Below are 26,193 nucleotides of genomic sequence, written 5' to 3'. Positions count from 1 at the left end.
TCTCACCCGTCAGCCAACATGACAGTGCCCTTCCTGGACGTCATCGGTCAGGACGCCGACCCGGCGTGCCCGTGTCCGGTGGCGGGGATGCCGACCGGGCTCGCGGAGGGCAGGGCGAGCTCCTGCACCAGCCCGGCCAGCGACCGAGCCCGGGCGGCCCACCGCAGGGCGAGGAAGCCCAGGACCGTGCCGAGGGTGTTGGCGATGACGTCGTTGATGTCCACGGAGCGGCCGTTGCTGAACAGGACGTACGACAGCATCTGTGTCAGCTCGATGGCCAGGCTGATCCCGGCACCGGCCAGAGCGGCCCGTCCCGCGGAGGACACGCGGACGGACACTAGGGGCAGCAGCGCTCCCAGCGGCAGCATCATGATCACATTGGGGACGAAGCTGAAGTCCGCGATGATCAGCGGCACCCACTGGACCATCTCGTACCAGGGGGTCTGGTTGGCGTACGTCCCGAACACCACGTGCAGCGGGAAGATTGTCGGCTGGAGGACCGCCGCCGCGTAGAGAGCGCCGCCCAGCCGCAGCAGTGCATGCCTGCCGGTCCAGCCGGGGCTGCCGGCGCGGGCACGCAGCAGAACCAGGACGGCGAAGAGGACCAGTGCGGGCACCAGCACCATGGCCGCGGAAACCGTGAAGTCGAGATTGACCATGCGTATGAACACTTCCCTGTCGTGATAGCCCGTTGCCGTCGTCTCGCCCGGAGTCTCACCGCCTCGCACACCCTCGCGGATCTTCCGCACGACAGGTTCCGCGACCGCCCGTTACGACTTTCGGCATCGTCGTGCTGGCGCAGGGCGCCGGTGCCGTCGCGGCGAAGAAGCCGGAACTCCTGCCGCCCGCGCTGGAGCGGATCGAGCAGGCGGGGACCGAGGCGCTGGAGTCGATGCACCGCATGGTCGGGATGCTGCGCGAGCCGGACAACAGGGTCGCCCCGCGGCCGGTCGCCGACCTCGGGGGTGCCGTACGCCGGCTGGTCGAGCGGTTCGAGCTGCCGGGTGCCCGGACGGAGTTGGTCGAAGAGGGCGAGCCCGGCCCACTGCCGGCAGAGGTCGCCACCACCGCGCACCACGTGGTGATGGAGGCCCTCACCAATGTCCGCAAGCACGCCCGCCACTGCACCAGTGTCGAGGTCTCGCTGACCCACACCGAGGACACCGTACGGATACGGGTGAGCAACGACGGCGGTCGGCGCCGGAGCACCGGCGGGCGCTTCGGCCTCACAGGCCTGGAGGAACGCGTCGCGATGATCGGCGGCACGCTGCGCTCGGGCCCGGCCGCCCGGGACGGCTGGCTGGTCGAGGCAGTCCTGCCGGCCAGCACCGCACCTACGAATGCGATCGATCCCGCGGCGCTCGGCCGGGGCCACGACCGGACATAGAGAGAGACCGTGTGACCATTCGCGTGCTGCTCGCGGACGACCAGGCGATGGTCCGCACCGGTTTCGGCCTGATCCTCGCAGCGGAGGACGACATCGAGGTCGTCGCCGAGGCGGTGGACGGGGTCCAGGCCGTGGAACTCACCGCCCGCCACCGCCCGGACGTCGTGCTGATGGACATCCGGATGCCCCGGCTCGACGGCCTGGAGGCGCTGCGGCTGCTGCGGCGGCCGGGCGTGGCCGAGCCCCCACAGGTGATCGTCGTGACGACGTTCGGCGACGAGGAGTACGTCCACCGTGCGCTGTTCGGTGGTGCCTGCGGTTTCCTGCTCAAGGACTCCGGCCCCGCCTTGCTGGTCGAGGCGGTGCGGGCCGCGGCGTCCGGGGAGGCGCTGATCAGTCCGGCCATCACGGTGCGGCTGCTGCGCCATTTCCGTACGTCGGCGGCCGCCCCGGCGGCTGCTCCGGGGGCCGAGTTGTCTGCCCGGGAGACCGAGGTGGTCACGCTCGTCGCCAGGGGGTTGACCAACGCCGAGGTGGCGGCGCGCCTCCACATCACCGTCGGCACGGTAAAGACGCATCTGACGCGGATCCAGAACAAGATCGAGGCGCGCAACCGAGTGGAGATCGCGGCCTGGGCGTGGGAGTCAGGCCTGATGAACAGCTGATCCGAGACCGGGACGCAGGCCGGTATCCCTGCGGCGCGTACTCCGCCGCCTCCGCCGCGGCTCGGTGGGCGGGCGCGTGCGGGAGGGCGACCAGACCTTGGGTCGGGGGCAGGCGTTTGGTGCTCGCCCGGCGACGAACGCAAGCCGTCCCTGGACGTGGTGGTGAGCCCACCGTTCCCGGCGTTCGATCCGAGAGCCGAGGGTGTTTGTGAGTGGCGCCCCTGGTGCGCCGCACCCGCCCGGCAGTGCACCGACGACGGACACGGTTGACACACTCTATTCTCTCAGTGAATAGTTAGGGCCGTGTCCACGCCCCATGTCCTCCTCGGTCTGCTCACCCCGCGCGCCATGCACGGGTACGAGTTGAAGCACGCCCACGACTCGCACCTGCCGGGTGCCAAGCCGCTTCCCTTCGGGCAGGTGTACGCGACCCTCAAGCGCCTGGACCGCGACGGCCTGGCCGCCGAGGCCGGGCACGACCGTGTGGGAGGCCCTGACCGCACGGTGTACGAGGTCACTGACCGCGGGCGGGAAGCGCTGGCCGCATGGATCTCGCGGATCGAACCGCCGGCGCCCCACCTGTCGAACGAGCTGCTGGCCAAGGTCGTGATCACCTTGCTGGTGGCGGACGAGGCGACCGCCCGCCGCCATCTCGCCGCTCAGCGGGCCGCCCATCTCGCACGGATGCGTGCACTCACAGCGGCGAAATCCTCGGGAACGCTGCCCATCGCCCACGTTTTGGCCGCCGACTTGGCGATCGCTCACCTCGACGCGGATCTGCGGTGGATGCAGACCGCCGTGGACCGCGTCACCGACCTGCACCAGGAGGTGCACCAATGATCATCGAAGCCCGTGACGTGGTGAAGGCCTACGGGCCGACACAGGCTCTGCGCGGCATCTCGGTCGGCATGGGGGAGGGCGAGATCATCGCCGTCACCGGGCCGAGCGGGTGCGGCAAGTCGACGCTGTTACACATCCTGGCGGGCATCCTGAGCCCGGACGCCGGCACCGTCCGGTACCAGGGCAGGCGTGTCGACGAGTGGAGCGAGTCCCAGCGCTCGGCCATGCGGCGTACGGACTTCGGGGTGCTGTTCCAGTTCGGACAGCTCGTCATGGAGCTGTCCGCGGCGGAGAACGTGGCGTTGCCGCTGCTGCTCGGCGGTGTCCGCCGGCGCCGGGCGGCGGCGACGGCACTTGAGTGGCTCGACCGGCTCGGGGTGGCCGAACTGGCGGACAGGCTGCCCGGTGAGATGTCCGGCGGGCAGCAGCAGCGGGTGGCGCTCGCCCGGGCTCTGGTCACCGAGCCGAAAATCCTTTTCGCCGACGAGCCGACCGGTGCACTCGACACTCTTGCGAGCGAGGCCGTACTGCAGCACATGGTCCAGGCCGCCCACACCCAGCGCACCACCGTCGTGCTCGTCACGCACGACGCCACCGTCGCCGCGTACGCGGACCGGGAGATCAGGCTGCGCGACGGAGCGGTGGAAGCCCACGACTTCGCTCTGCTCGGTGCGGGCACAGCGCTTTCCGCCGGCACCGCGGGGACCTCCCGGTGAGCCCGCTCACCACGCTCCGGCTCGCTCTGGCCGGCGGGCGGGCGGACCGGATCCGCATCGCACTGACGGCGTTCGGCGCCGCTCTCGGCACACTCACCCTGCTCGCCGCGGCAACGGTCCTCGCCGTGACCGGACCGCACGCGGCGACGTACACCAACGACCTGCTCAACGACGAAGGGCTGCGCCCCGGTGTCGCGTTCGGGATGCTGCTGCTGACCATTCCGGTCCTGGCGTTCGTCGCGCAGTGCAGCCGACTCGGCGCTCCCGGCAGGGAGCGCCGGCTCGCGGCGATGCGGATGGCGGGAGCGACACCGCGCCAGGTGGTCCGGATCGCGGCGGCCGAGACCGCCCTCGCGTCCGCCTTCGGTGTCGCGACGGGCTACTGCGTGTACTTCCTCGGCCGTGCGCTGCTCGACGCACCCGGTGCCGACGGGCGCCGGCCCCTGCCGACGGACGTTTTGCCCGGACCCGCATTGATGACTGGCATCGTCGCGGGCGTGCCGCTGTTCGTCACACTGCTGGCGGTGCTCACCCTGCGCCGCGTCACGCTCACCCCGCTCGGCGTGGTCCGCGGCATCTCGCGCGGCCGCCCGAGCAGGACGCCGGGCGTGCTCGTCCTCGCGGGTCTCGGAGCGTGCGCGCTCGTCGAACCGGTCCACCGGTACTTCACCGACCATCCGCGGAACGACGACGTGCCCCTGCTGGTCATCGGAGGACTGATCGCGGTCGGTGCTCTCACCGTCAGCGTCGGCGTCGTGTCCGGAACCGGCTGGATCGCGTACACCGTCGGCCGGGTGCTGCACCGTTTCGCCCGTCGTCCCGCCGCGCTCCTGGCCGGCAGGCGGCTGATGGCCGACCCGTGGTCCGGCAGCCGTACCTTCTCCGCGATGCTGGTCGCGCTCATCGCCGGGTCCGCAGCCGCCGGACTCTCCGCACTGACCGTGGCGACGGTCGCGGCCCAGGAGGAGAACACGCGGCGGTTCGCACGGCTCCTCGGTGAACCGTACGACCCGTCCGGCACGGGCTTCTACGAGCGGGCGTACGCACTGGTGGGATACGCGGTTCTGGTGGCGATGGCGATTGCGGCCATGGGCCTGCTGGTGGCGCTCGTCGACGGGGTCGCGGCCAGAAGGCGCACGCTCGCCTCCCTCGTCGCCGCCGGCACCCAGCGGGGCGTCCTCGCCCGCTCGCTCGGCTGGCAGGTCCTCACGCCCGTCATTCCCGCGGTCGCCTTGTCGGTGACCGTGGGGGCGCTGCTGCCGCGCTTCGCCGTACCGGACGCCCGCGAAGCGGCGCGGATGGAGGTGCGCCGCTGCACACCGCTGCCGGGCGATCCGGCCGACGCCTGTCAGGACCCCGCCTACGAGCAGGCACACACCGTGCTGCTCACGGCGGAGAAGGTGCCGGTCACGGTACACGTTCCCTGGGACCGGCTCGCCCTGCTCGCCGGGGGAGCCGTCGCCGCCACCGTCGCGATCACCCTCGTCGGCCTGCTTTTCCTCCGCTTGAACACTCGGGCCACGGAACTGCGCGTGCAGTGAGCCGGGTCGCGCATGCGGGGAACCAGCTGTAAGGGGAAGATGTGGATCAAGGACCAGTACTCCACCGTGTCGGTCGCCGCCCGGACAGGGCCGGTGCCCGGGCCGCACACTGAGGTCCCGGACGCACGACCGTCCCCACGCTCATGATCACTCTTGTGTCGGGGCGGTTCCGCTCGGGACCGCCGACAGCTACTCGCCCGTCGGCATCTCGATGGTGAACACCGTCCGCACGCCCGGCGTGCTCTCGGCCCTGACCGTCCCGCCATGGGCCTCTGTCAGCTTGCGGACGATGGACAGGCCCAGACCGCTGCCGCCTGTCCGGCGGCTGCGTGACTTCTCCGCGCGCCAGAACCGGTCGAAGACGCTGGGGAGGTCGTCCGGGGCGATACCGGAGCCGGTGTCGGTGACCTGAAGGGTGACGGTGTCACCGCCGCGGCGGGCCGCGAGCGTGACGAAGCCTCCGGCAGGAGTGTGCTGGACGGCGTTGGCCACCAAATTGCCCACGGCCTGACGCAGGCGTACCGGGTCGGCGGTGAGTTCGACGTCCGGGGCGGCGTGCACCTGGAGCGCCACCCCCGATGCGGCCGCCTGCGCCTGGTGGGCGGCCGCCACCTGGGAAAGCACGTCCGCCACGCGCAGCGGCTCGGGATGGATCCGCAGTTCGCCCGCGTCGGCGGCGGCGAGGACCTGCAGGTCGTCGACGATGCGCTGCAGGAGCACCGCTTCTTCGAGGAGGGAGCGTACGAACTCGGGGTCCGGGGAGACGATCCCGTCGTCCGCGATCTCCAGCCAGCCCCGCATGGTGGTCAGCGGTGTGCGCAGTTCGTGCGCGATGTCGCTCACCATGGCCTTGCGCTGCGCCTCGATACGGGACCGACGCTCGGACAGGTCGTTGAAGGCGGCCGCCAGGTAACCGGTCTCGTCACGAGTGGTGACCGGTACGGTGACGTACTCCTCGCCCGAGCGCTGCGCCGCGTCCGTGAGCGCGCGCAAGGGCCGTACCAGCCGGATCGCGATGGCCGCCGTCACCGCGACCGTCAGCGCGAGGACGGCGCCCGTCACACCGACGAGACGGATCGTGTTCCCCTTCGACAGGTCGAACCGGGGGGCGGTGTCTCCGTCCGCGGAGGCGAGGTAGAGCAGCGCGGGCGGCGCGACATACGGGTCGAGCTGCTTTCTGCGGCTGTCGTCGACGCATTCGTCCACGGCCTTCTTGGACTTCTGGTCCGTTATCTCTTTGCTCACCCAGGTGAGATCGGGCTGGATCTGGAATATCCCGGTCACCGGGGGTTCCTGCTCGGCGAGGCACTGCTCCACCAGCGTGTCGAGCCGCTTCAGGGCCCGCTGTTCCGTCGGGGTGGGTTGGCTCAGCTCGCCGTAGTCGCATTCGGCCATGTCCAGCGGGCCGTCGTCCTCCGCAGACTCCAGCGAGGGCCGCCCGCTGGGGGATTCGGCCACGCGGACGTCTATACGGAAGTCGCGCAGGCAGAGCGACATCTTCTTCGCGACCTGGTGCAGCGCGGAGCGTTCCTCGGTCGGAAGACGGTAGGGCCCCACCGCACGCGGGTCGATGCGATAGCCCTCCACCCGGCCGGCGCCCGAAACGGACTCCGCACGCAGCGGATCGATGGCGGCGGAGGCACGCCGGGGGAGCGCGGCCGCCTCCGCGGCGGTGTCGGCGATCACCCGGTGGGTTTCGGTGGTCAACGCGATGCGCTGACCCGTCCTGCGGGCCAGTCGATCGAGGACCGGTCCCACACCGTTCCAGTCGGCGTGGGTGGCGGCATACCCCGTGAGCTCGTCCCGGATGGCCGCGTCGTCCGCCAGTACCTGCCCCTGTTCCTGCTCGATCGCGCGGGTGGTGATGCGCACCGCGAGCCACGTGGTGGCCGCGATCGAGCACATCGCGATCAACACCGAGGTGGCCAGGAGCCGCGCGAGGAGGCTGTGGCGCAGTGGAATCCTGTTCGCCACGCTACCCGCCGATCAGCTTGTACCCGACGCCGAAGACCGTCACCAGCCGGGCCGGCGACCGCGGATCGGCCTCGATCTTCTTGCGCAGGTTCAAGATGTGCATGTCGATGACCCGCTCGCTCTGCATCCGCTGGTCGCCGAAGCACCGCTGGAGCTGACGGCGTGTGAAGACCCGCCCGGGCGAGGCCGCCATGGCGCTGAGGATCCCGAACTCGCCGGGTGTGCAGGACACTCGCCGCCCGTCGCACAGCACCTCGCGCCGGTCTGGGTGCACGACGAGCGTGCCCACCCGCAGCGCCCCGTCGTCGTCGGGTTCCCTGCGGCTGCGCCGCAGCATCGCCCGGACACGGGCCGTCAGCTCGCGCGGGCTGTAGGGCTTGGTCATGTAGTCGTCCGCACCCAGGTCCAGGCCGGTCAGGATGTCGTCCTCCGAGGTGCGCGCCGTGAGCATGAGCACGAGCGCGTCGCATTCCGCGCGCAGGACGCGGCACACCTCGAAGCCGTCGATGTCCGGCAGCATCACGTCGAGGACGATCAGGTCCGGGGGCCACCGCCGCGCCTGTTCGAGGGCGGCCGGCCCGTCGTGCACGACGCAGACGACGTGTCCCTCCGGGACCAAGGACAGGCGGATCACCGCCGCCTGCTTCGCGTCGTCCTCAACGACCAGGATATGTGCGCTCATCGGGCCGATGCTAAGTCCGGTTCGCCATGGCATGGGCACGACTGAGAGGAAACTCGCACGCTGACCACTTCTTGATATCCGTACGCCAGGCTCTGCGGTACGGCCTTGTCGCGGCAGGGGAAACGGCCCGCGGAAGGTCTGCCGGATGCCGTGCTCCGCGCGCACCCCGATCGCCGTCGCCCGACAGTCCGGAACGAGCCATGTGCACGAGAAGAGTCTGCGAAGCATGAGTGACAACCGCAGGGGGACGGACAGTGCCCACGTCAGCCCCGAGGAGACGATGCGCCTGGCCGCCGTGCGGCCGTTGGGTGACGAGGAGCCGTATACCGGGAGGTCCGGGGAGGACGCGGTGACCGAGTCGCCGGCCGACCCGGCTCCGGCGTCCAGGGGCAGGTCCGCACGGCGCCGCCGAACGGCGGTCGGCGTCGCGGTGGTCCTCCTCGCGACGGGCGGCGCCGCGACGGGCACGGTCATGTGGCCCGACGGCGGCGCCGAACGGGCCGCGGCGGAGCCCCAGCAGGTCGAGCTCGCCACGGTGAGCCGCACCACCCTCTCCGAGAGCCTCTCGCTGCCCGGCAACCTGGGGTACGGCGCTCAGCGCACGCTGCACCCGTACGGCGGCGGACGGGTCACCTGGCTGCCGGAGGCGGGTGCCACGATCAAACGCGGTCAGACGATCTGGCGCATCGACGACCGCCCGGTCGTGCTGCTCCACGGTGACACTCCGGTGTTCCGCCCCCTGGACAGGGCCGGTCTGGTGGGCCGGGACGTGCGCGTCGTCGCGGACCATCTCCGGAGCCTTGGCTACGACATCGGCGCGCAGCCCGCCGAGGGCACCTGGGTGCGCAGCACCGCGGCCTCCTCGTCGAGCGGTCCCTCCGCCGGGGAGGCGGACGCGGCGGCCACGGCACAGCCCGGCACAGGGCCCGGTCCTTCGGCGTCGGACGCCGGATCCGGGACGTCGGACGGCGGATCCGGGACGCAGGCCGAGGACGGTCGGGCAGAGCCCTCCGCCACGCTGACCAAGGTGCGCAAGGGCGACGCCGTGCTCACTGAGAGCCTCATCGCCGCCATCGGGCGATGGCAGCGCAGCCAGGACATGGACCCCTCGGGAGTGATCCAGCCGGGAGACGTCTTCGTCACGTCCGGAGCCGTACGCGTCGGCAAGGTGCTCGCGCAGGTCGGCGACGACACGAGCACCGGTCTGATCTCCGTCACCTCCACCGGCAAACAGGTCACCTTGGCTGTCGACGCCTCGGAGGCCGGCTCGGTACACGAGGACGCCCGCGTCCGCGTGACGCTCCCCGACCAGAGGCAGGTGAACGGCACCGTCACGTCTGTCGGGAGCGTCGTACAGGACGACGAGGGGGACAACCCGGGCCAGAGCGCCACCGCGGGACGCGTCACCGTCACCGTCCGCCTCGACAGCGACGACGAGGCACGACGACTCGACTCGGCCCCCGTTCAGGTGGAGTTCCCCGGCCGGACGAAGCGCGACGTGCTGGCGGTTCCCGTGGGAGCCCTGCTCGCCCTGAGCGAAGGGGGCTACGCGCTGCGGACCGAGGACGGCCGACTGGTCGCCGTCGAGACCGGGATGTTCGCCAGGGGCATGGTCGAGGTCACCGGCTCCGGCCTGCGCGAGGGACTGCGTGTGGAGACCGCCTCGTGAACGCCGTCATCGCCGTACGCGACGCGGTCATGGCCTACGCGGGCGGCGTCCGCGCCCTCGACGAAGTCTCCCTCAGCGTGCGGGACGGGGAGATCCTCGCGATCGTCGGACCCTCCGGATCCGGCAAGTCGACCCTGCTGAACATCATGGGCACCCTGGACCGGCCCACCTCCGGCACCGTCGAACTCGACGGCAACGACATCTCACGGCTGTCCGACCGCCAGGTGTCGGCCCTGCGGGGACGGCGCCTGGGGTTCGTCTTCCAGCAGTTCCACCTCACCGACGGACTCACCGCCGCCGAGAACGTCGCCACCGGCCTGCTGTACGCGGGCGTGCCCCGACGGCGCCGCCACGCCCTGGCACGGGAAGCCCTCGGACGGGTCGGGCTCGCCCACCGCACCGACCACAGACCCGACCAGCTGTCCGGCGGTGAACGCCAGCGCGTCGCCATCGCCCGGGCGCTCGTCAACCGGCCCGCGCTGGTCCTCGCCGACGAGCCGACCGGCGCCCTGGACACGGCCAACGGCGCCGCGGTCCTCAACCTGTTCCTGCAGCTCAACGCGGAGGGCACCACCATCGCGCTCATTACCCACGACCGCAGCATCGCCGCGCAGATGCCCCGCCGCGTCGAGATCCTCGACGGCCGCATCGTCACCGACACACACACCGGACACAGCGCATGACCGATCTGAAGCCGCCCGCCGAGTCACCCGCCGCCGAGTCACGGGCGCTCCAGGGAACGGCCACCGCCGCGCCCGGACGGCGCAGGGCCGCGCCCACCGGCCCGGTCCGCCTGACGCCGCTCGACCTGCTCGGGCTAGGCCTGCTGGGCATCCGCACCAGGAAGCTGCGGGCGGCGCTGTCCGCCCTGGGGATCTCCATCGGCATCGCCACGATGATCATCGTGACAGCCATCCCGGCGTCCAGCCAGAAGGCGTTGATGCAGCAGTTGTCCGCTCTGGGCACCAATCTGCTGCGCGCCCAGCCCGTGTCCAACCAGGGCAGCGACAAGCCCGTCTCCCTGCCGGCGGAATCGGTGAACATGGTCGAGCGTGTCGGCCCGGTCATCAGGGCCAGCGCGGTCGCCAACACCCATGCCACCGTGCACCGTTCGGACCGCGCGGACCCCGCGGACTACACCGGCCTGAGCGTGCTGGCGGCCCACCGCGACCTGCTGCGGACCGTCGGCGGCACGGTGGTCTCCGGCCGGTTCCTGACCGAGGACAACGACCGGTTCCCGACCGTGGTCCTCGGTGCCGCGGCGGCCAAGCGCCTCGGCTTCGGCGCCCTGCGCGCCGGTGAGCCCGCCCCGCAGATACGCATCGCCGACCGCTGGTTCACCGTCATCGGCATCATTGGCCCCGTCCCGCTGGCCGACGACCTCGACCGGGCCGTCCTCGTCGGCTGGGACGCCGCCGTCAACGAGCTGGACTTCGACGGCCGCCCGACCGTGGTGTACACGAGGGCCGAGGAATCCGCGGTCGAAAGCGTCCGCGCCGTGCTGCCCGCCACCATCGACCCGCAGACGCCCGGACTCGTGCAGGTCAGCCGGCCCTCCGACGCCCTGGCCGCCAAGCGGGCGACCGAGTCCACGTTCTCCGCCCTGTTCGTGGGCCTGGCCGGCATCGCCCTCCTGGTCGGCGGCATCGGCGTGGCCAACACCATGGTCATCTCGGTGCTCGAACGCCGTCGCGAGATCGGCCTGCGGCGGGCTCTGGGCGCCAGCCGGGGCCAGGTACGCGGCCAGTTCCTGACCGAGTCGGTCGTCCTGTCCGGGCTCGGCGGCGCCGCCGGGGTCCTGCTCGGCTGTGCCGCCGCCATCGGCTACGCGTCCCTCCGCGACTGGCCGCCCGTCATCCCCGCCACCGCGGTCGGCGCCGGTCTGGGCGGCGCCGTCCTCATCGGCGTCGTCGCCGGTGTCTACCCCGCCGTACGAGCCTCCCGTCTGACACCCACCCAGGCGCTGGCCTCGACCTGAAACCGACCACGTACGCACACTCACGAACAGGTGCACTCAATGCTCACGATCAAAGGAAACCGTCTGCTCGCGGCACGCCGTGCCGTGGCGCCCTTCGCCGTGGTGACCGCCGTCGTCCTGGGCCTCACCGGTTGCGGCGGCTCTGGCGGGTCCGGTGACTCGGGCGGCTCCGGCAAGAAGGACGAAGTGGCGTCCCTGGAGGAGGGCGCCAAGAAGCCGTCGGCGTCGGCGTCTTCCGCCGACGCGGACGAGGGGCGGCCACGCCTTCGTGTGGACAGCACGGAGGACGAGGTGCGCGCCCTGTACAACGCCTACTACTCCTGCCTCAAGCAGCGCGGCGGAAAGGTGGAGCAGGTCACCGGATCCAAATCGGGAGGTGAGTACGTGCTGACCGGCCCCGAGGACGAGCAGCAGCCGGCGGAGGCGGTCAAGGCCTGCGAGAACAAGAATCCCCTCCCCGCACCGGAGACCGACCCCCAGCAGAACCCGAACTACGCCGAAGACTTCCGCGCCTGGGTCACGTGCATCAACCACCGCGGACTGCCGGTCAAAGCTCTGCCCGACGGCAGCGGCTGGAACTATGACAGCAGCGTCTCGGAGGAGGAGAAGGGATCGGCACGGGCCGAGAAGATCATCCGGGACTGCGAGATCGAGGCGTTCAAGTAGGAAGCGCCATCTGGAGCCCCTGCGACTCCGTGGCCGGCCGGACTCGCTCGGCGAGCCGAGCCGAGCCGACCGTCGTCGTACGTCCCCTTGCCGAGGTGAAGAAGAAGAGGCGGTGCACGGCAGTCCCGCGCGCGAAGTCCCCGGCCACGGCGATGCAGGTGAAGGCGAGGTGGTGGTCGGCACCGTCGGTGACGATCCAGCGGGCGACGGTGTGATGCGGCCCCTCGGCGGGCGGCAGGTCGAACAGGTACGGCGGCCTGGCGGTCGCCTACCTGAAGGGGGCTGCAGCAGGCTCCAGCACCGGTTGAACCCGCTCGACCACACCGGACATGGGACTCTCCTGAGGTGGGGGCGGAACGCCGGCCGGCCCTACCGGCAACCGGACACTGATCAGGCGCGGACTCTTGGGCGTCGTCACGCCAAGACCACTGAGCAGGCGGTAATTGACCGTGAGCGCCACTGCTGGTCTAAGCGCACAGGAAGACGGCCGGTTCACCCGAAGTGACCGAGGCGCACGCTAAAGTTCAGTGCGCCATGAACGAAGGATCCGGGCGCTGGCGGGACATGCCGGTGCATCGGCTGGGCCCCGGCGTCGTGGCGAAGCAGGCACAGCTCGCCTGGCGAGGGCGGACCCGAGCCGTGTCGCGGTGGGCGGGTTCACGACCGGCGTCGAAGGCGTCAAACCCGTCCGGCTGAGTGCACGGCCGCCCGCCGGGAAGGAATGCCCTGGAACCGGCGCCGTACGCGGCGGTGCGCTGATGAGCATCACCGCATGCGCTCATGGTCAACGCGTTGCCGATGTCAGCGCCTAGCGTCCCTCACGTATCGCAAGCACGGCACCGCAGGAGGCGCTTGATGACCACCAGCCCCAACACCCTGAGCAGCCAGCCGCGGCTGCATCAAAAAGGCAAGGTGATCCAGGAGTTCGGGACGGTCAAGCAGTTCCCTCTCGGCCTGTCCTACGACGCGCGCATGTACTCCTGCCAGCGCCTGAACAAGGTCCTGGCGGACACGCAGATCCTCTACAGCCTCTACAAGAAGCACCATTGGAACATGCGGGGCGCGACCTTCTACCAGCTGCACGTGCTGCTGGACAAGCATGCGGGAGAGCAACTGGAACTCGTCGACACGATCGCCGAGCGGGTTCAGACCCTGGGCGGCGTCGCGGTGGGCGATCCCCGGCACGTCGCCGAGATCACGTCGATTCCACGTCCGCCTGATGGGGTGGAGGAAGTCCCGGGGATGCTCGGGCGGTTGCTGGAGGCGCACGAGACGATCCTGGTCGAGGCCCATGACGTGGCGGCCCGCAGCGCCGAGTTGGGCGATGACGGTACCAACGACGTTCTGGTCTCGCAGGTGATCCGCACGGGTGAGTTGCAGGCCTGGTTCCTTGCCGAACACCTGGTCGACACTCCTCTCGTCCGCGTCTGAGCGCATCAGGACCGCCGACGCCGCAATCGGCCGCTCCACAGAGGTGGCAGCGGGCCGCTGCCAGTTCCTGGAAGTGTCGAAATCTGCGGGTGGCAGACTCCAACCTGGCTGCACCTGCCCCGTCTTGGCCGCAGCCCAGGTCTTCACGCCGGAAGGGGGAGGGGCACCGGATCGTACGCGCTCTTCAGGGTGTGCGGTGCCTGTGCCCCGGTCCCGCCGCGGCCGTCGGATTTCCGGCCGGCAGGCGAGAGCGTGACCTCCCTTGCCAGCCGAGTCTTCTTTCGCCCATCCCAACCGCATGACCCTGTCTTTCACGGGAGGGATGAGCTGGGAGAGCGCTTCCTCAAGCGCAGACAGAACGAATCGAACGCGGCACACCCGTGGCACGCCGCGCGACCTTCCCCGCAAGAAGTTTCACTGCGACCATCTCCAAGGAGACCATCATGTTCCGCTTCTCTCGCGCCCGCTCAACTGTCCACACCATCGCCACCGTGACGCTCGCTTCGATCGTGACCGGCTCCCTGCTTGCCGCCAGCACAGTGAGCAGCAGCGCCGCCTCACACAAGGCCAGGGCGGGCAAGGCCAAGCCGACCATCGTGCTCGTCCATGGTGCCTTTGCCGACGCCTCCAGTTGGTCCGGCGTGATCCAGCGCCTGCAGCGCGACGGTTACCCGGTCATCGCCACGGCCAACCCGCTGCGCGGTCTGAGCAGCGACGCCGCCTACCTGCGCAGTGTCCTGGACACCGTGAAGGGGCCGGTGGTCCTGGTCGGCCACTCCTACGGCGGCTCGGTGATCACCCAGGCCGCCGCCGGGGACCCCGACGTCAAGGCGCTGGTCTACATCGCTGCATTCATCCCGAACGTCGGCGAAAGCGCCGGCGAGCTGGCCACCAAGTTCCCCGGCAGCACCCTGGGCGAGGCCGTCAACACCGCCTCCTACCCCCTTCCCGGCGGCGGCACCGGCACAGAGCTGACCATCCAGCAGGACAGATTCCACCAGCAGTTCGCCGCCGACGTACCCGTCACGACCGCCGCGATCATGGCGGCCACCCAGCGGCCGGTCTCCACTCTCGCCCTGGAGGAGAAGGCCTCAAAGGCGGCTTGGCAGGACGTCCCCTCCTACGCCCTGATCGCCGGCGAGGACTACAACATCCCGCCCAAGGCCGAGCAGTGGATGGCCGAGCGCGCCCACGCTCAAACTGTCACCGTCGACAGCGCCTCGCACGCGGTCGCGGTCTCGCACCCGGCGGCGGTAACCGACCTCATCCTCCGCGCTGCCCGCGACACTCGCTGAACCATCGCAGGCTGTGGCCGACGACGCGCCGCAGCCGACGAACCGTAGGCGGCCTCCCCCTTGAGGCCCGCCTACGGCCGTTGTCTTCTGATCCTCGTCGGACTCGAAACCCAACTCGCCGAGCGGCTGCCCAGGCGGCGAGCAGTTCATCCGGCACTGTCACGTTGTTGAGTGTGTGGGGTGACGGCGTGTCAGGGGTGTGGTGGTGCCGGGTTCCGGGCCTGTGGTCAGGCCGTGGTGGGCCAGCCGGCAGCGCCGGTGATCTGGTCCCAGATGGCGAAGCGGACTGTCATTTCGGCGCGGTGTCGGGTGGCGGTCATCAGGTGGCGGCGGGGGCGGAAGTGGGGGTGAGATACCGCTGAACGCGGACAGGAACCGCTGGGCCGCGCCGATGCTGCGGAAGCCCTTCATCGCGCGTTCACGCTGCCTCGTCGGCTGGTGGCTGTTCTCCGCCCGGATGTTCAGTCCCTTGTGCGAGCGATGCTCGACGGAGGGCATGACCTCGCGATGGGCGGCGCCGCAGGAACTGAGCTTGTCGGTGACGACCACCCGCGGCACCGAACACGTCTTCTTCATCAGCCTGCGGAAGAAACGCCTGGCCGCGGCCTTGTCCCGGCGGTTCTGCACCAGGATGTCGAGCACGTTGCCGTCCTGGTCGACAGCCCGCCACAGATACTTCAGCTCTCCGCTGACCTTGATGAAGACCTCTCCAAGTGCCATTTGTCCCCAGGCCGGGGCCCGCGGCGGCGCAAGCTGGTCCGTCGGCGTAGGCCTGCCCGAACTTCCGACACCACCGCCGCACCGTCTCATACGAGACGATCACACCGCGCTTTAGCATCAGCTCCGCAACCTCGCGGAAGCTGAGCGGGAACCGGAAGTACAGCCGCACGCAGCGGGAGATCACCTCGACTGGGTACCGGTGACCCCTGTACGACGGCGACGCGCTCCCCACGGACGATCCCCCTCCACCATGATCAACCAGAAGATCACCCCATCCTGCCAGGCAACGTGACAGCGCCCTGTCAAATGACTGCGATCCGGGTCAAAGACAGGCCGCGTGGTGGAGTGCCCCTGGGCGATCTCCACACGGTGAACGCGTTGACCCGGGGACGGGGGAGGGGGCGTCCCACCGAGTGGTGCAGCCATCCGGACGCGCCGATCCGGACGGGTCGGCCGGCTACAACGCATGGCGGGACGTGACCCGCCGGAGCTCCGTGTCGCAACAGCCGCGGCGCATCCGGCCACCGATAGCCCGGACGTCCGCGCCCTTTCGTGCCATGCGTACGACTCTGTCAATCAGGAAGCGCCAAGGGTGCCCCGACTCTCGGACTGGGCGGTGTGTCCGTCCGCCGGGGTGGCGGAAGCAAGCAGGGCCGCCAGCGCGCCGCGCTGGGTGTCGCCGATCGGGGCGAGGAAGAAGGCGCGCACCGCCTCGGCGTGAACGTGGAGCGCACGGCGGGCGGCCTCGGCTCCCGCGGGAGTGAGGCGGATGGTCATATAGCGCCCGCTGCCCGCGCCTTCCCGGCTGAGTAGTGCGCGTTTCTCCATGCGGCTGAGCTGGTGGGAGAGCCGGGAGGCCGACCAGGAGAGCGAGTCGCCCAGAGTCTGCTGCCCGAGACTGTGCCCGGGGGCTTCCCAGAGCCGCACGAGGATCTCGAACTCGGGCACGGACAGGCCGCTCTGCTCGGTCAGGGCGCGCGCGACAGAGGCGGTAACACGCTCACTCCAGGCCAGGAAACCGCGCCAGAGGTCCCGCTCGTGCGGGCTGAGGTAGCTGCCGGGATGACCCATGGCACCACTGTCTCCTACGCGACTTGACGTGTCAAGTCAGGTGCGCTTACGGTAGCGACTTGACGTATCAACTCAGGGTCTCGGCGCATCGGGGCCTTCTCGATCAGCAGGAGACAGACATGTTTGGACCCCAGGGCCGTCCCACGGGCAAGAGCTTCGCCGCCGTCGTGTGGTTCCCCTTCTTCTTCGCCGCCGCCTTCGCCGTCATGTTCCTCGGGGCCTTCGCCAGCCCCGCTCCGCATGACATGAACCTCGGCGTGACCGGTACCAACGCCCAGATCTCGGCGGTCGAGAAGGCCGTACGACAGGTGGCCGGAGACGGTGTCGAGATCCGGCGGCTATCCGACCGGCAGGAAGCCGAGCGCCTGGTCCGCCAGGGCGAGCTCGCCGGCGCCTACGTCGCGGGAGACCCGCAGAACCCCGAACTGCTCCTCGCCTCGGCCTCCAGCGCAATCCGGGCTGACTACCTGAAGGAGGCCATAGGCCGGGAAGTCGCCCAGCAGGTCAGCGGCGCCCCGGCAACGAGCGTGGACCTGGTACCCGCGGCGAGAGGCGACGTCAGTGGAGTCGGCCTGTTCTTCTACGCCATGCCGCTGCTGCTGGTCGGAATGATCACGTCCATCGTGCTGCTCCAGGCGGTCACGTGGACAGCCGGCAAGAAGGCCGCAGCGATCGCCGCCACAGGCGCGTTCGCGTCGGTATCCGTCTACGCGGTGGCAGTATCGATGGACGTCGTGCCCGCCAAGCCCGTCCTGATCGTCTACGCCTTCCTGCTGACTCAGGCGATCGGCTGGCTGACCACGGCAGTCGCCCTGCTGGCCAAGCACCACTTCATGCCGGTGGCCATGACCTTCGTGCTCATCCTCGGCATCCCCACGGCGGGCGGCAGTGTGCCGCCGGACATGCTCCCGGCCGCCCTGGGGGCGCTGCACCAGATGCTGCCCTTCGGCCAGTTCATCGACCTGGTGCGGTCGTCCGCGTATTTCGGCGGACACGACACCGTCCGGCCGTTGCTCACCCTGCTGGGCTGGATCGCCGCAGCGGCCGCCTTGTTCACCTTCGCCGCGCGCCGGCGTGCGTCAACCTGACGGTTGATCTTCGTTGTCGAGGTGGGTCACGTGGAGGCAGGGTGACCCGGCCTTCGAAGGCGATCTGCAAGGCGTTCAGCGGCGCCGTCCAGCGGATGGTCCAGCGGCGGGTGCCCTTTGCCAGTCGGGTCGAGGCGCATCGGCGTCATGTAGACGCACTTGAGCGCCGCGGTCTCGTTCGGAAAGCGGCCTCGGGCGCGGACGGCTTTGCGGCCACGGGCGTTGACGCGATCGCGTCCGCGCTGCCGATCACCCTGCGGATCTCTCTGTGATGGACAGTCCACGCTGACGCTGATACATGCTTCACATGTCTTAAGAGTTTCTGTGACATATTTGCAGCGGGGAGGCGTGCAGTGTCGCTCACAAATGGCGTGTATGAACGACTCAAAGACCAGATCGTGCGGGTGGAGAGGCCACCTGGCGTTGTGATGTACGAGGCGGATCTTGCGGCGGAGTTCGGCGTCAGCAAGACGCCGGTGCGCGAAGCGCTCCGCCTCCTCGCCTACACCGGTTGGGTGGTTGTTCTGCCCCGCAAGGGCTACCTCGTGCGTCCCGTGGAGCTGAGCGATGTGCGGGACATTTTCGCGATCCGCCGCATGTTCGAGCCCGCGCTGGCCGCCGAGGCAGCCAAGGTCGCCACACCCGAACAGCTCGACCGACTTGAGCGCCTGGTCTCCCAGCAGGTGGACGCAGGTACAGATCTGGAGGCCGCGCTGGGCGCAGCACGCCTGTTCCATCTCGCCCTCGCCGACGTCACCGGAAGCGCACGTACCCGAAGGATCCTGGAAGACCTCATCGACGAGGTACGCCGACTGCACTACCTGCTCCCCAACGTCGAGGACCACATCACCTCCGAGGAGGAGCTTGAAGCGCACCGGCACGTCATCGATGCCCTACGCGCCCGCGACTGCGAGGCTGTCCAAGAACTCATGCACTCGCATCTCAGCGAAGTCGCGCGGACGTTGGTCAACGGCTTCGCGGGGGTCTAAAGGGGACGCCCCCGTGGTGGTGCGGTCGTCCGGAGTGCCGTCCGGGTCTCGCCTTCCTACCGCTCCAGCTCGGGGCTGACGCGCCTTTGGCCGTGCTGGCGTGAACAGGTGCAGGTGAGCCAGGCCCCCGCGGCGGAAGGCAGGACCGATGGTTTCCGTGAGCTGGGCGAAGGAACGGGGACGCCCGCAGCGAGGATTCGGCAGGGCCGGGGCCACAGGTCCGCGCCATGTCTGCAGGCCGGCTCCACACGGACGGAGAACCACGACAGTGCGCGCGGGCACCGCCACGCAGTTCGCCGCTCGGGGCGCACGAGGAGAACAGGTTGTCGAACCGGACCGCAGCTCCCTCCAGCGGCCCGGCGCAGGCGGAAACGGCCGGACAGTCACCACCACCTGCTGCCCATCCACCTACCGCCAGGCTCAGCCCGAAGTGAAGTCAACAAATCACCGCTAGGACAGGCTGAGCCGATCTCGCATGCAGGAACTCGCCCGGAGGGTTGAGCAACATCGTCTGTGTGATCCTGACCGGCGGCGGTCAGGCCGAGAAGACGCCTCTTCCGGGGATCGCATCCAGCAGTTGTCGGGTGTAGGCCGATTGGGGTGCGGAGAAGATCTCTTCGGTGGTTCCGAGCTCGAGAATTCTGCCGTTGCGCATCACTGCCACCCGGTCCGATATCTGCCCGACGACCGCGAGGTCGTGGGAGATGAACAGGTAGCTCAGCCCGAGCTCGGCCTGGAGACCCGTCAAGAGGTCGAGAATCTGCGCCTGGACTGTGACATCGAGTGCCGAGACCGGCTCGTCGCACACGAGAAGCTCGGGCTGGAGTGCCAGGGCACGGGCGATTGCCACCCGTTGTCGCTGCCCACCGGAGAGCTCTCGGGCCCGCCGCTGCAACACCGATCTCGGCAGGGCGACCTGGTCGACGAGATCGGCTGCGCGGGCTCTGCGCAACGGTGCGGTGCCCACGCCGAACGCCCACATGGGTTCCTCAACGATGGCTTCCACCGTCATGCGGGGGTCCAGGGACGCGTCTGGATTCTGATGCACGAGCTGGATTCGTTTGCGCATCTGCCGGAGCGCCTTCCCCTTGGCGCGTGCGAGGTCAAGCCCCCCGAGAGTCAGGTCGCCTGCTGTGGCAGAGGTCAATCGAGTGATGAGCCGTGCGGTGGTCGATTTCCCCGATCCGGACTCGCCCACGATCGCGAAGGTTTCGCCCTTCCCGATGGTGAAGCTCACGTCGTCGACTGCGCGGAATCGCGACCGCCGTCGGCCGCTGCGCCCGGGGTGGCGGTATTCCTTGACCAGGCGATGCGCCACGAGCAGTGGGGTGGCCTCGCGTGGTTCGGGCCGGCCTCGCGCCATGGCGGTGTTCAGCGTGGGAATGCTGGCGATGAGCCGCTGCGTGTACGAGTGTGCCGGGGAGCGTAGAACTGTCTGCGGTGTGCCGTGTTCGACGATCCGGCCCGTGGACATGACGACGACGCGTCGAGCACGGTCCGCCGCAACGCCGAGGTCATGGGTGACGAGCAGCACCGCCGTGCCCATGTCGCGAGTGAGCTGGTCGAGGCTGTCCAAGACCTGGGCCTGAACGGTCACATCGAGGGCGCTGGTCGGCTCGTCCGCGATGACGAGCGCGGGCCGGCAGGCAAGCGCTGCCGCGATGAGGACGCGTTGACGCATGCCGCCGGACAGTTCGTGCGGGTACTGCTTGGCACGGACAGCGGGATCCGGCAGTCCCGCGGCCTCCAGCAGGTCGACGGCGCGACTGCGGGCCGCGCGTCTGGACGTGGCATCGTGGATACGCAGCACCTCAGCGACCTGGTCACCCACGCGCTTCGTCGGGTCGAGCGACTGGGAAGGGTCCTGCGGGATGAATCCGATCACCCGCCCGCGGATGTCACGCAGCCGCGCTTGGGACAGCGTACTCATCTCGACGCCGTCGACGCGAATCGATCCGGTCATTCTGCTGCCCGGCGGAAGCAGGCCGACCACCGCATGTGCCGTACTGCTCTTGCCCGATCCTGACTCGCCGACCAGAGCGACTACCTCTCCCGGCATGATGTCGAGGTCGACGCCGCGCACTGCAGTGATGGGGCTGTCGGTGCCGTGGTAGGTGACGGTCAGGTCGCGCACGCGCAGTACTGGCTCGTGGTTGGGCGGGCGGGTCATTGCTCGCTCCTTACGGGGCGCTCGAGGATGCGTGCGAAGCGGTTGGCGGCAAGGACGACAACCACCACGATGGCGCCCGGAAGGGTGGTCATCCAGCCGGCCGTGGCGAGGTAGTTGCGGCCCTCGGAGATGATGTTTCCCCACTCGGGCGTGGGTGGCGCGGCACCGAAGCCGAGAAAGCTCAGCGCCGAGACGGACAGGATCGCGGTGCCGAACTCCAAGGCGGTGAGCACGACGACCGGTCCGAGGGCATTGGGCAGGACGTGGCGGGCCAATACGGCCCACCGGCGGACACCGCAGACGACAGCCGCCTCCACATACTGCGCCGTGGTGACTCTCAGTACCTCCGCCCGCATCACCCTTGCGAATGTCGTGACGCCGGCCAGTCCCACGGCGACGGCGACGTTGACGGTTCCGAACCCGAGTGCCGTGACGATCGCGAGCGAGAGGACCATACCCGGAACGGCGATGGCGACATCGACGATCCGCATCAGCACGTCGTCGACCCAGCCGCGGAGATAACCGGCGAGCAAGCCGATCAGCGAGCCGGCGGTGGAGGCTACGAGCACGGCGATGAGTGCGGCCTGCAGGGAGAGGGCGGAGCCGTGGACCACGCGCGAGTAGATGTCCCGGCCCAGGTTGTCGGTGCCGAACCAGTGCTCGGCGCCCGGCGGTTGGAGCTTTTCGGTGGGCACACCGGCGACCGGGTCATGGGTTGCGAACATCTCGGGCAAGAAGGCCCAGCCCAGCATCATGACGAGTACGACCGTCGCGAGTGCCGTCGACGCTCTGCGAATCGGCTTGGGGAAACGGTAGGGTCCTCGGCCGGCTCGCGGGGCCCCGGGGGCTGAGTCGGCTGACGGGGTGGCGTCCTGTGCCGCGGTGGTCAACTTCGACATGCTGCCGTCCTCATTGCGCTGCCGAGCGTGTTCGCACCCGGGGATCGATGAGTGGGTAGATCAGGTCGACCACCAAGGTGACTGTCACCGTGGCCACCGCTGCCAGCATCACAACTCCCTGCACCATCGGGATGTCCTGGTTGCTCACCGCCTGTACCGTGAGCCGGCCGATTCCGGATCGGCCGAAGATGGTCTCGGCGATGGCCGCGCCGCCGACGAGGTTGCCGACCAGCAGGCCGACCAGCGTCATCGTGGGCAAGGTGGCGTTGCGGATGGCGTGACCGTAGAAGATGCGTGCGCGACTGGCGCCCTTCGCACGCACGACGTCGATGTATGGCTCGGCGAGCGTCGCTCGTAGGCTTGCGGCGAAGACCTGAGCGAGGATGGCGCCGGTGGGTACGGCCATCGTGAGAGCGGGAAGGACGAGGCTTGCGAAGCCTTCGTTCCCGGTTGCGGGCAGCAGCCCCCATCCGAACGACACCTGCTGGATGAGCAGAATACCGAGCCAGAAACTGGGGACCGCGATTCCGAGCGGTGGCAGCGCCGTCAGGGCCGAGCGGACGACCCGCATGCGTGGATAGATGGACAGCATGCCCACCGTGAATCCGAGCGTGACGGCGAGGACCAGGGCGAGGCCCCCAAGGGCCAGTGTGTGCGGCAGTTCGGTCGCGATCCGCTCCGCGACCCTTGCACCGGTGAGGATCGACTGGCCGAAATCCCCCCGCAGCGCGTCTCCGAGCATGGTGAGGTACTGCACGACGACGGGCTGGTCGAACCCGTACTCGGCGCGGAGCGCGGCGATCTGGACTGGATCGATTCCCGTGGTTTCGCCACCGCTCGAGGCCCCCAACATGATCGCCACTGGGTCGCTGGGAAGCATGAAGAGAACCGTGAAGGTCAGGGTGTAGGCGGCCCACACGACGAACACAGCCTGCAGCACTCGCCGCAAGAGGTACCAGATCACGTCGGTTCGCTCCCCTCCATCTGATCCGGCCCGTATCGTCGGCTCACGACGACAACCAGGTCTCCGTGAAGATGTGTGTGCTGGACATGTCGTAGATCAGTCCGTTCACCCGCGTGGAGGCGGCGTGGACCTGAACGCCCTCGTAGAGGGGGATCGTGTAGGCCTGTTCGATGAGGTAGCGCTGCGCCTTGTGCACGAGGGCGGTGCGGGCCTGCGGGTCGGACTCGGCAGCTTGCGCCTCGAGGATGTCGTCAAGCTTGCTCGGCGCCACGCCGTACGGGTTGATGTCGCGGCTGGAGTACATGGCGCGGAGAATGTCGGGGTCGGGGCGGGACTGCTGTGAGAACGACAGGGCGAATCGACCGTTGTCTTCGGCTTCTCGGTATTCCGCCGAGGTCAGCTGCCGGATCGACAGGGCGATCCCGATGCGGCGCAGTTGCTGTTGCGCCAGCTCGGCAACCGGCGCCATGCCACGGAGGATGATGTCCAGTTCGAGGCGCTGCCCGGCACGTTCGCGGATCCGGTCGGGGCCGCGCACCCATCCGGCCTTGTCCAGCAGTGCGTTCGCGCTGTCGGGGTCGAACCGCAGCGCGGCGCTCAGGTCGAGGTACTCGGGCTGCGTGTGAGACAGCACACTGGTTGCGACAGGATGCCGGGGGGTGAATACCGTGTCGACGATCTGTTTGCGGTTGATTCCGATCAGCATCGCGCGGCGGACGGCCTTCTCACGCAGGATGGGGTGGTCGTGGTTGATGTGGAAAGTGGACACGACACCGGCTTGGACGTGTGAGGCGAGGTAGGTGTCGCCGGTCTCGAACCGCGCCTCGTCCTGGGGGGCGACGTCGATGATGTCGACCTGGCCGGAGGTGAGGGATCCTGACCGGACTCCGGCCTCAGCGATGACCTGGTACTCGATGCTGTCGAGGTAGGCCGCCCCGCGATTGGCGCGCGCGGCCGACCCCCAGGTGTGGCCTTTTCGCCGCACGAGTGTCGCACCCCGGTCGGGGACGTAGGACTTCAGTACGAACGGGCCGGTGCCGATCAGCTCGCCCTGGCATCGCTGCTGGGGCGACTTCTCCAGGGTCGCAGGCCCAAGGATCGCCAAGGCGCGCGAGGAGCTCGCCTGCAGGAACCCGATGTTGGGCTGGTTGAAGCGCACGGTGAGCTTCTTGTCGTTATGCACCGTCGTGCCGGAGTAGCCGGCGAGCGCGGTCGCAGCGGCCGGAAGCTGTGCCCCCAGTTCGGAGGCGACATCGAAGTTGCGTTTGACCACGTCGGCGTCGAAGCGAGTGCCGTCGCTGAAGGTCACGTCTGTGCGGAGGGTGAAGGTGAACGCCGTCGCGTTCTTGTTCACCGTCCACGACGTAGCGAGCCATGGCACGATCTTGCCGGTATCCGGGTCTTGGTCGGTCAGAGAGTCGGCGATGTTGCGAGTGATGCTGGGGACGAAGCTCGGCACCGCGGGGTCGAGGCAGCCGGCGTCGAGGTCGAGCGCGATGCGGAGTGTACCGCCGCGCTGGGGACCGCCGCGCTGGGGACCGCCCGCAGGCGGACGCTCGCCTGTGGCATTCGACGACTGCGGGGGAGCGGCGGCCCAGCAGCCGCTCGCCAAGACTGCCACGCTTGTGAGCACTGCGATGCGCGCTATGATCCGCGCCTCGGAGCGATGTCGTCGTCCGTTCACGCCTTCCTCCTGATTGGACTGGGTGCCTGTCTTGAGTGCTTGCCGAGCAGGCGACGCACAGCATCGGCCAGCGCGACGGTGGGATCGGGTTCGCCCTTGACCGATCGGTACCCGACGTGGCCGTCGGGGCGTACGAGCACTGCGCCGCTGGTCTCGATGCCATAGAGATCCGCGAAGCGGGGTTGATCGTTGCGCTCGAACCATCGCCCGCCGGGGCCGATGGCGTGCCCGTCGATCAGTACGCCGGTGGCTCGGGTGACCGCACGCGCGGCGGCACTCCACTCCTGGTGGTCTCCGCGGTGGAGCAGGACGAAGCCGTCGTAGAACAGGTCGATCGTCGGGATCTCGCTGCCGTCGGCTGCGCTGAGCCACAGATGCGGCGCACGCGCACCCGGTTGTCCGGTCATCCGGTACTCGCTGATCGTCGACAACTCGGGCTCGGTTCCATCGTCGATGACAGCGCGCGAAGCATAGATCGTGCCGAACTGCTGGCCGTGGGAGTAGAACTGCTCTCGTTGCCGCGGGATCGCGGCAGCGATCCGGTCGCGTACTGCCTGTCCGGCCGGGCCCGGGTCCTCGATCTGGGCGATGCTGGTGGCGTCGGGCAGCAGCCAGCCGGTTTCCTCCATCCGCTTGGTGTTGAGCAGGCACTGTTCCCCGTTGAACAGCGCCACGGGCTTGCGTTCCTCCTGGTAGCTATCCAGCAGAGACTCATCGGCGAGGCCCTGCAGCACGAGTTGGAGTTTCCAGACCAGGTTGACGCTGTCCTGTACACCGGAGTTCATCCCGAACCCGCCATGCGGCGGGAAGCGGTGGGCCGAGTCACCGGCGAGGAAAACGCGGCCGGCGCGCCAGCTGTCGCTGACGGCCTGGTCGTGTTTCCAGTGGAGGATGCTGACGATGTCGACCTCGATGTCGGGATCGCCTATTCCCTGACGCACGATCTCGACGCATCGCTCGGCGGTGTAGGTGGCCGGATCCTCGCCGGGTGCCGCCTCGAAGTTGTAGGTCCACTCGTTCTGCCGGCGGCGCCAGCCGAACGCCCCCTGGGTTTCCGGGTTGATCACCCAGAAGAGGCCGTAGCGCCGGCCGCCGCGGTGCCGCTCGAGATCGGCCCGGAACCGGACGTTGATCGAGTTGCCGAATGCCGGCTCGCCTTGCTCCCCGATCCCCAGCGTCCGGCGGGTTGGGCTGCGCACGCCGTCGCATGCCACGACGTAGCGTGCTCTGACGGTGCCGATGAGGGTGTCCGCCCCGGGGTCGTCGAGCGCCACCAGCACGCTCACGTCGTCTTGCTCGACGACGGTGGCACGCAAGCCGAATCGGACCGTCACGGCGGGGTGGTTGTGTACCTCGGCCAGCAGAATGGGCTCGTAGAGGTCCTGCCCGCAGCCACAGGCAAACTCGGGTGAGTGACGTGCGAAGCGCGCGCGGTCCTCCGCAGAGGCACCGAAGGAGATCCTGCCGATCTCGGTCCCGGACAGGCGCGTCATCCAGCCGAACCCCGTCGGGCCGCTCGCGGAGGGCGGCAAGACGCCGCGACCGGCCTCTCGAATGGCGTCGGCTACCCCCCACTGCCGGAATATCTCCATGGTCCGGGCGTGGATCCCGCCTGCCTTGGGATGGTGCGACAACGTGTCGCGGCGCTCCACAAGGAGGGTGGCGACACCCCGCCGACCGAGTTGCAGCGCCGTGGCCAGGCCGACCGGGCCGGCACCGATCACGACGACGTCGTATGTCTCCTGCATCGTTGCTGCCCTGTCC

Annotated in this window: 22 protein-coding genes and 2 pseudogenes; 13 read left to right on the top strand and 11 right to left on the bottom strand. The window is 69.3% G+C overall.

The window, feature by feature from the left end:
- Window positions 1–47: 47 nt before the first annotated feature.
- Window positions 48–671, bottom strand: a complete 624-nt coding sequence (locus ACLB9X_RS30255) for a VanZ family protein (RefSeq protein WP_410363620.1) — start codon at window positions 669–671, stop codon at window positions 48–50.
- A gap of 119 nt (window positions 672–790) precedes the next feature.
- Between ACLB9X_RS30255 and ACLB9X_RS30250 the strand changes: the two genes are divergently transcribed.
- The 5 genes from ACLB9X_RS30250 (at window position 791) to ACLB9X_RS30230 (ending at window position 5,149) form a co-directional block, all read left to right on the top strand.
- Window positions 791–1,387: a sensor histidine kinase gene (locus tag ACLB9X_RS30250; RefSeq protein WP_410363619.1), complete on the top strand. Its 597-nt coding sequence runs from the start codon at window positions 791–793 to the stop codon at window positions 1,385–1,387.
- A gap of 11 nt (window positions 1,388–1,398) precedes the next feature.
- Window positions 1,399–2,052, top strand: coding sequence for a response regulator (locus tag ACLB9X_RS30245; protein WP_410363618.1), 654 nt, complete (start codon window positions 1,399–1,401; stop codon window positions 2,050–2,052).
- A gap of 303 nt (window positions 2,053–2,355) precedes the next feature.
- Window positions 2,356–2,892 (top strand): PadR family transcriptional regulator, encoded by a 537-nt coding sequence (locus tag ACLB9X_RS30240; protein ID WP_312870161.1) that lies wholly within the window; start codon window positions 2,356–2,358, stop codon window positions 2,890–2,892.
- A complete protein-coding gene (locus ACLB9X_RS30235) occupies window positions 2,889–3,608 on the top strand; it encodes an ABC transporter ATP-binding protein (RefSeq protein WP_410363617.1) in 720 nt (239 codons plus the stop codon). The genes ACLB9X_RS30240 and ACLB9X_RS30235 overlap by 4 nt, the downstream gene beginning before the upstream one ends.
- The gene (locus ACLB9X_RS30230; RefSeq protein WP_410363616.1) at window positions 3,605–5,149 is read left to right on the top strand and encodes an FtsX-like permease family protein; all 1,545 of its coding nucleotides are present in this window, start codon (window positions 3,605–3,607) and stop codon (window positions 5,147–5,149) included. Before ACLB9X_RS30235 ends, ACLB9X_RS30230 begins: the two co-directional genes overlap by 4 nt.
- Before the next feature lie 189 nt (window positions 5,150–5,338).
- On the opposite strand, the gene ACLB9X_RS30225 is transcribed toward ACLB9X_RS30230, so the two are convergent.
- Both ACLB9X_RS30225 and ACLB9X_RS30220 read right to left on the bottom strand, forming a co-directional pair.
- Window positions 5,339–7,123 (bottom strand): sensor histidine kinase, encoded by a 1,785-nt coding sequence (locus ACLB9X_RS30225; protein ID WP_410363615.1) that lies wholly within the window; start codon window positions 7,121–7,123, stop codon window positions 5,339–5,341.
- A gap of 1 nt (window position 7,124) precedes the next feature.
- Window positions 7,125–7,805 carry a response regulator transcription factor gene (locus ACLB9X_RS30220; RefSeq protein WP_410363614.1) on the bottom strand — a complete coding sequence of 227 codons (681 nt, stop codon included), beginning with the start codon at window positions 7,803–7,805 and terminating at the stop codon, window positions 7,125–7,127.
- 226 nt (window positions 7,806–8,031) lie between these two features.
- Between ACLB9X_RS30220 and ACLB9X_RS30215 the strand changes: the two genes are divergently transcribed.
- The 6 genes from ACLB9X_RS30215 (at window position 8,032) to ACLB9X_RS30190 (ending at window position 14,844) form a co-directional block, all read left to right on the top strand.
- Window positions 8,032–9,474, top strand: coding sequence for a peptidoglycan-binding protein (locus tag ACLB9X_RS30215; RefSeq protein WP_410363613.1), 1,443 nt, complete (start codon window positions 8,032–8,034; stop codon window positions 9,472–9,474).
- A complete protein-coding gene (locus ACLB9X_RS30210) occupies window positions 9,471–10,157 on the top strand; it encodes an ABC transporter ATP-binding protein (RefSeq protein WP_410363612.1) in 687 nt (228 codons plus the stop codon). Before ACLB9X_RS30215 ends, ACLB9X_RS30210 begins: the two co-directional genes overlap by 4 nt.
- Window positions 10,154–11,452: an ABC transporter permease gene (locus ACLB9X_RS30205; protein ID WP_410363611.1), complete on the top strand. Its 1,299-nt coding sequence runs from the start codon at window positions 10,154–10,156 to the stop codon at window positions 11,450–11,452. Before ACLB9X_RS30210 ends, ACLB9X_RS30205 begins: the two co-directional genes overlap by 4 nt.
- A 39-nt stretch (window positions 11,453–11,491) precedes the next feature.
- Window positions 11,492–12,118 carry a hypothetical protein gene (locus ACLB9X_RS30200; protein WP_410363610.1) on the top strand — a complete coding sequence of 209 codons (627 nt, stop codon included), beginning with the start codon at window positions 11,492–11,494 and terminating at the stop codon, window positions 12,116–12,118.
- Between the two features lie 855 nt (window positions 12,119–12,973).
- Entirely contained in the window at window positions 12,974–13,549 is a 576-nt protein-coding gene (locus ACLB9X_RS30195) for a Dps family protein (protein WP_410363609.1), read from the top strand.
- A 443-nt stretch (window positions 13,550–13,992) separates the two neighbouring features.
- Window positions 13,993–14,844 (top strand): alpha/beta fold hydrolase, encoded by an 852-nt coding sequence (locus ACLB9X_RS30190; protein ID WP_410363608.1) that lies wholly within the window; start codon window positions 13,993–13,995, stop codon window positions 14,842–14,844.
- A gap of 330 nt (window positions 14,845–15,174) precedes the next feature.
- Here the strand turns inward: ACLB9X_RS30190 and ACLB9X_RS30185 are convergent.
- Window positions 15,175–15,760: pseudogene (locus ACLB9X_RS30185) on the bottom strand (IS6 family transposase); the annotation flags it as partial.
- A gap of 380 nt (window positions 15,761–16,140) precedes the next feature.
- Entirely contained in the window at window positions 16,141–16,635 is a 495-nt protein-coding gene (locus ACLB9X_RS30180) for a MarR family winged helix-turn-helix transcriptional regulator (RefSeq protein WP_410363607.1), read from the bottom strand.
- Between the two features lie 119 nt (window positions 16,636–16,754).
- Here ACLB9X_RS30180 and ACLB9X_RS30175 point away from each other — a divergent pair, with 119 nt between their 5' ends.
- Entirely contained in the window at window positions 16,755–17,723 is a 969-nt protein-coding gene (locus tag ACLB9X_RS30175; RefSeq protein WP_410363606.1) for a hypothetical protein, read from the top strand.
- A gap of 40 nt (window positions 17,724–17,763) precedes the next feature.
- Here the strand turns inward: ACLB9X_RS30175 and ACLB9X_RS30170 are convergent.
- Window positions 17,764–17,956, bottom strand: a pseudogene (locus tag ACLB9X_RS30170) (IS256 family transposase); the annotation flags it as partial.
- Between the two features lie 120 nt (window positions 17,957–18,076).
- Between ACLB9X_RS30170 and ACLB9X_RS30165 the strand changes: the two are divergent.
- Window positions 18,077–18,712 carry a GntR family transcriptional regulator gene (locus ACLB9X_RS30165; protein ID WP_410363605.1) on the top strand — a complete coding sequence of 212 codons (636 nt, stop codon included), beginning with the start codon at window positions 18,077–18,079 and terminating at the stop codon, window positions 18,710–18,712.
- A 535-nt stretch (window positions 18,713–19,247) separates the two neighbouring features.
- Here ACLB9X_RS30165 and ACLB9X_RS30160 read toward each other — a convergent pair.
- From ACLB9X_RS30160 to ACLB9X_RS30140, 5 genes are all read right to left on the bottom strand, one after another.
- The gene (locus ACLB9X_RS30160) at window positions 19,248–20,882 is read right to left on the bottom strand and encodes a dipeptide ABC transporter ATP-binding protein (RefSeq protein WP_410363604.1); all 1,635 of its coding nucleotides are present in this window, start codon (window positions 20,880–20,882) and stop codon (window positions 19,248–19,250) included.
- Window positions 20,879–21,607 carry an ABC transporter permease gene (locus ACLB9X_RS30155; protein WP_410363603.1) on the bottom strand — a complete coding sequence of 243 codons (729 nt, stop codon included), beginning with the start codon at window positions 21,605–21,607 and terminating at the stop codon, window positions 20,879–20,881. The genes ACLB9X_RS30160 and ACLB9X_RS30155 overlap by 4 nt, the downstream gene beginning before the upstream one ends.
- A 184-nt stretch (window positions 21,608–21,791) precedes the next feature.
- Entirely contained in the window at window positions 21,792–22,745 is a 954-nt protein-coding gene (locus ACLB9X_RS30150; RefSeq protein WP_410363602.1) for an ABC transporter permease, read from the bottom strand.
- 43 nt (window positions 22,746–22,788) lie between these two features.
- A complete protein-coding gene (locus ACLB9X_RS30145; protein ID WP_410363601.1) occupies window positions 22,789–24,429 on the bottom strand; it encodes an ABC transporter substrate-binding protein in 1,641 nt (546 codons plus the stop codon).
- Window positions 24,426–26,177, bottom strand: coding sequence for an FAD-dependent oxidoreductase (locus ACLB9X_RS30140; protein WP_410363600.1), 1,752 nt, complete (start codon window positions 26,175–26,177; stop codon window positions 24,426–24,428). Before ACLB9X_RS30140 ends, ACLB9X_RS30145 begins: the two co-directional genes overlap by 4 nt.
- Between the last annotated feature and the right edge of the window lie 16 nt (window positions 26,178–26,193).

This window comes from Streptomyces sp. 5K101, from assembly GCF_046506645.1.
Lineage (GTDB): Bacteria > Actinomycetota > Actinomycetes > Streptomycetales > Streptomycetaceae > Streptomyces.
The sequence above is the reverse complement of the archived record's forward strand: the minus strand, read 5'-3'. Positions and strand labels throughout refer to the sequence as shown.

Excerpts from the sequence above, each read along its gene's own strand:
- ACLB9X_RS30235 (WP_410363617.1), top strand. The coding sequence starts at position 2,889 with ATGATCATCGAAGCCCGTGACGTGGTGAAGGCCTACGGGCCGACACAG.
- ACLB9X_RS30220 (WP_410363614.1), bottom strand. The coding sequence starts at position 7,805 with ATGAGCGCACATATCCTGGTCGTTGAGGACGACGCGAAGCAGGCGGCG.
- ACLB9X_RS30215 (WP_410363613.1), top strand. The coding sequence starts at position 8,032 with ATGAGTGACAACCGCAGGGGGACGGACAGTGCCCACGTCAGCCCCGAG.
- ACLB9X_RS30205 (WP_410363611.1), top strand. The coding sequence starts at position 10,154 with ATGACCGATCTGAAGCCGCCCGCCGAGTCACCCGCCGCCGAGTCACGG.
- ACLB9X_RS30200 (WP_410363610.1), top strand. The coding sequence starts at position 11,492 with ATGCTCACGATCAAAGGAAACCGTCTGCTCGCGGCACGCCGTGCCGTG.
- ACLB9X_RS30195 (WP_410363609.1), top strand. The coding sequence starts at position 12,974 with ATGACCACCAGCCCCAACACCCTGAGCAGCCAGCCGCGGCTGCATCAA.
- ACLB9X_RS30190 (WP_410363608.1), top strand. The coding sequence starts at position 13,993 with ATGTTCCGCTTCTCTCGCGCCCGCTCAACTGTCCACACCATCGCCACC.
- ACLB9X_RS30180 (WP_410363607.1), bottom strand. The coding sequence starts at position 16,635 with ATGGGTCATCCCGGCAGCTACCTCAGCCCGCACGAGCGGGACCTCTGG.
- ACLB9X_RS30175 (WP_410363606.1), top strand. The coding sequence starts at position 16,755 with ATGTTTGGACCCCAGGGCCGTCCCACGGGCAAGAGCTTCGCCGCCGTC.
- ACLB9X_RS30160 (WP_410363604.1), bottom strand. The coding sequence starts at position 20,882 with ATGACCCGCCCGCCCAACCACGAGCCAGTACTGCGCGTGCGCGACCTG.
- ACLB9X_RS30155 (WP_410363603.1), bottom strand. The coding sequence starts at position 21,607 with ATGTTCGCAACCCATGACCCGGTCGCCGGTGTGCCCACCGAAAAGCTC.
- ACLB9X_RS30140 (WP_410363600.1), bottom strand. The coding sequence starts at position 26,177 with ATGCAGGAGACATACGACGTCGTCGTGATCGGTGCCGGCCCGGTCGGC.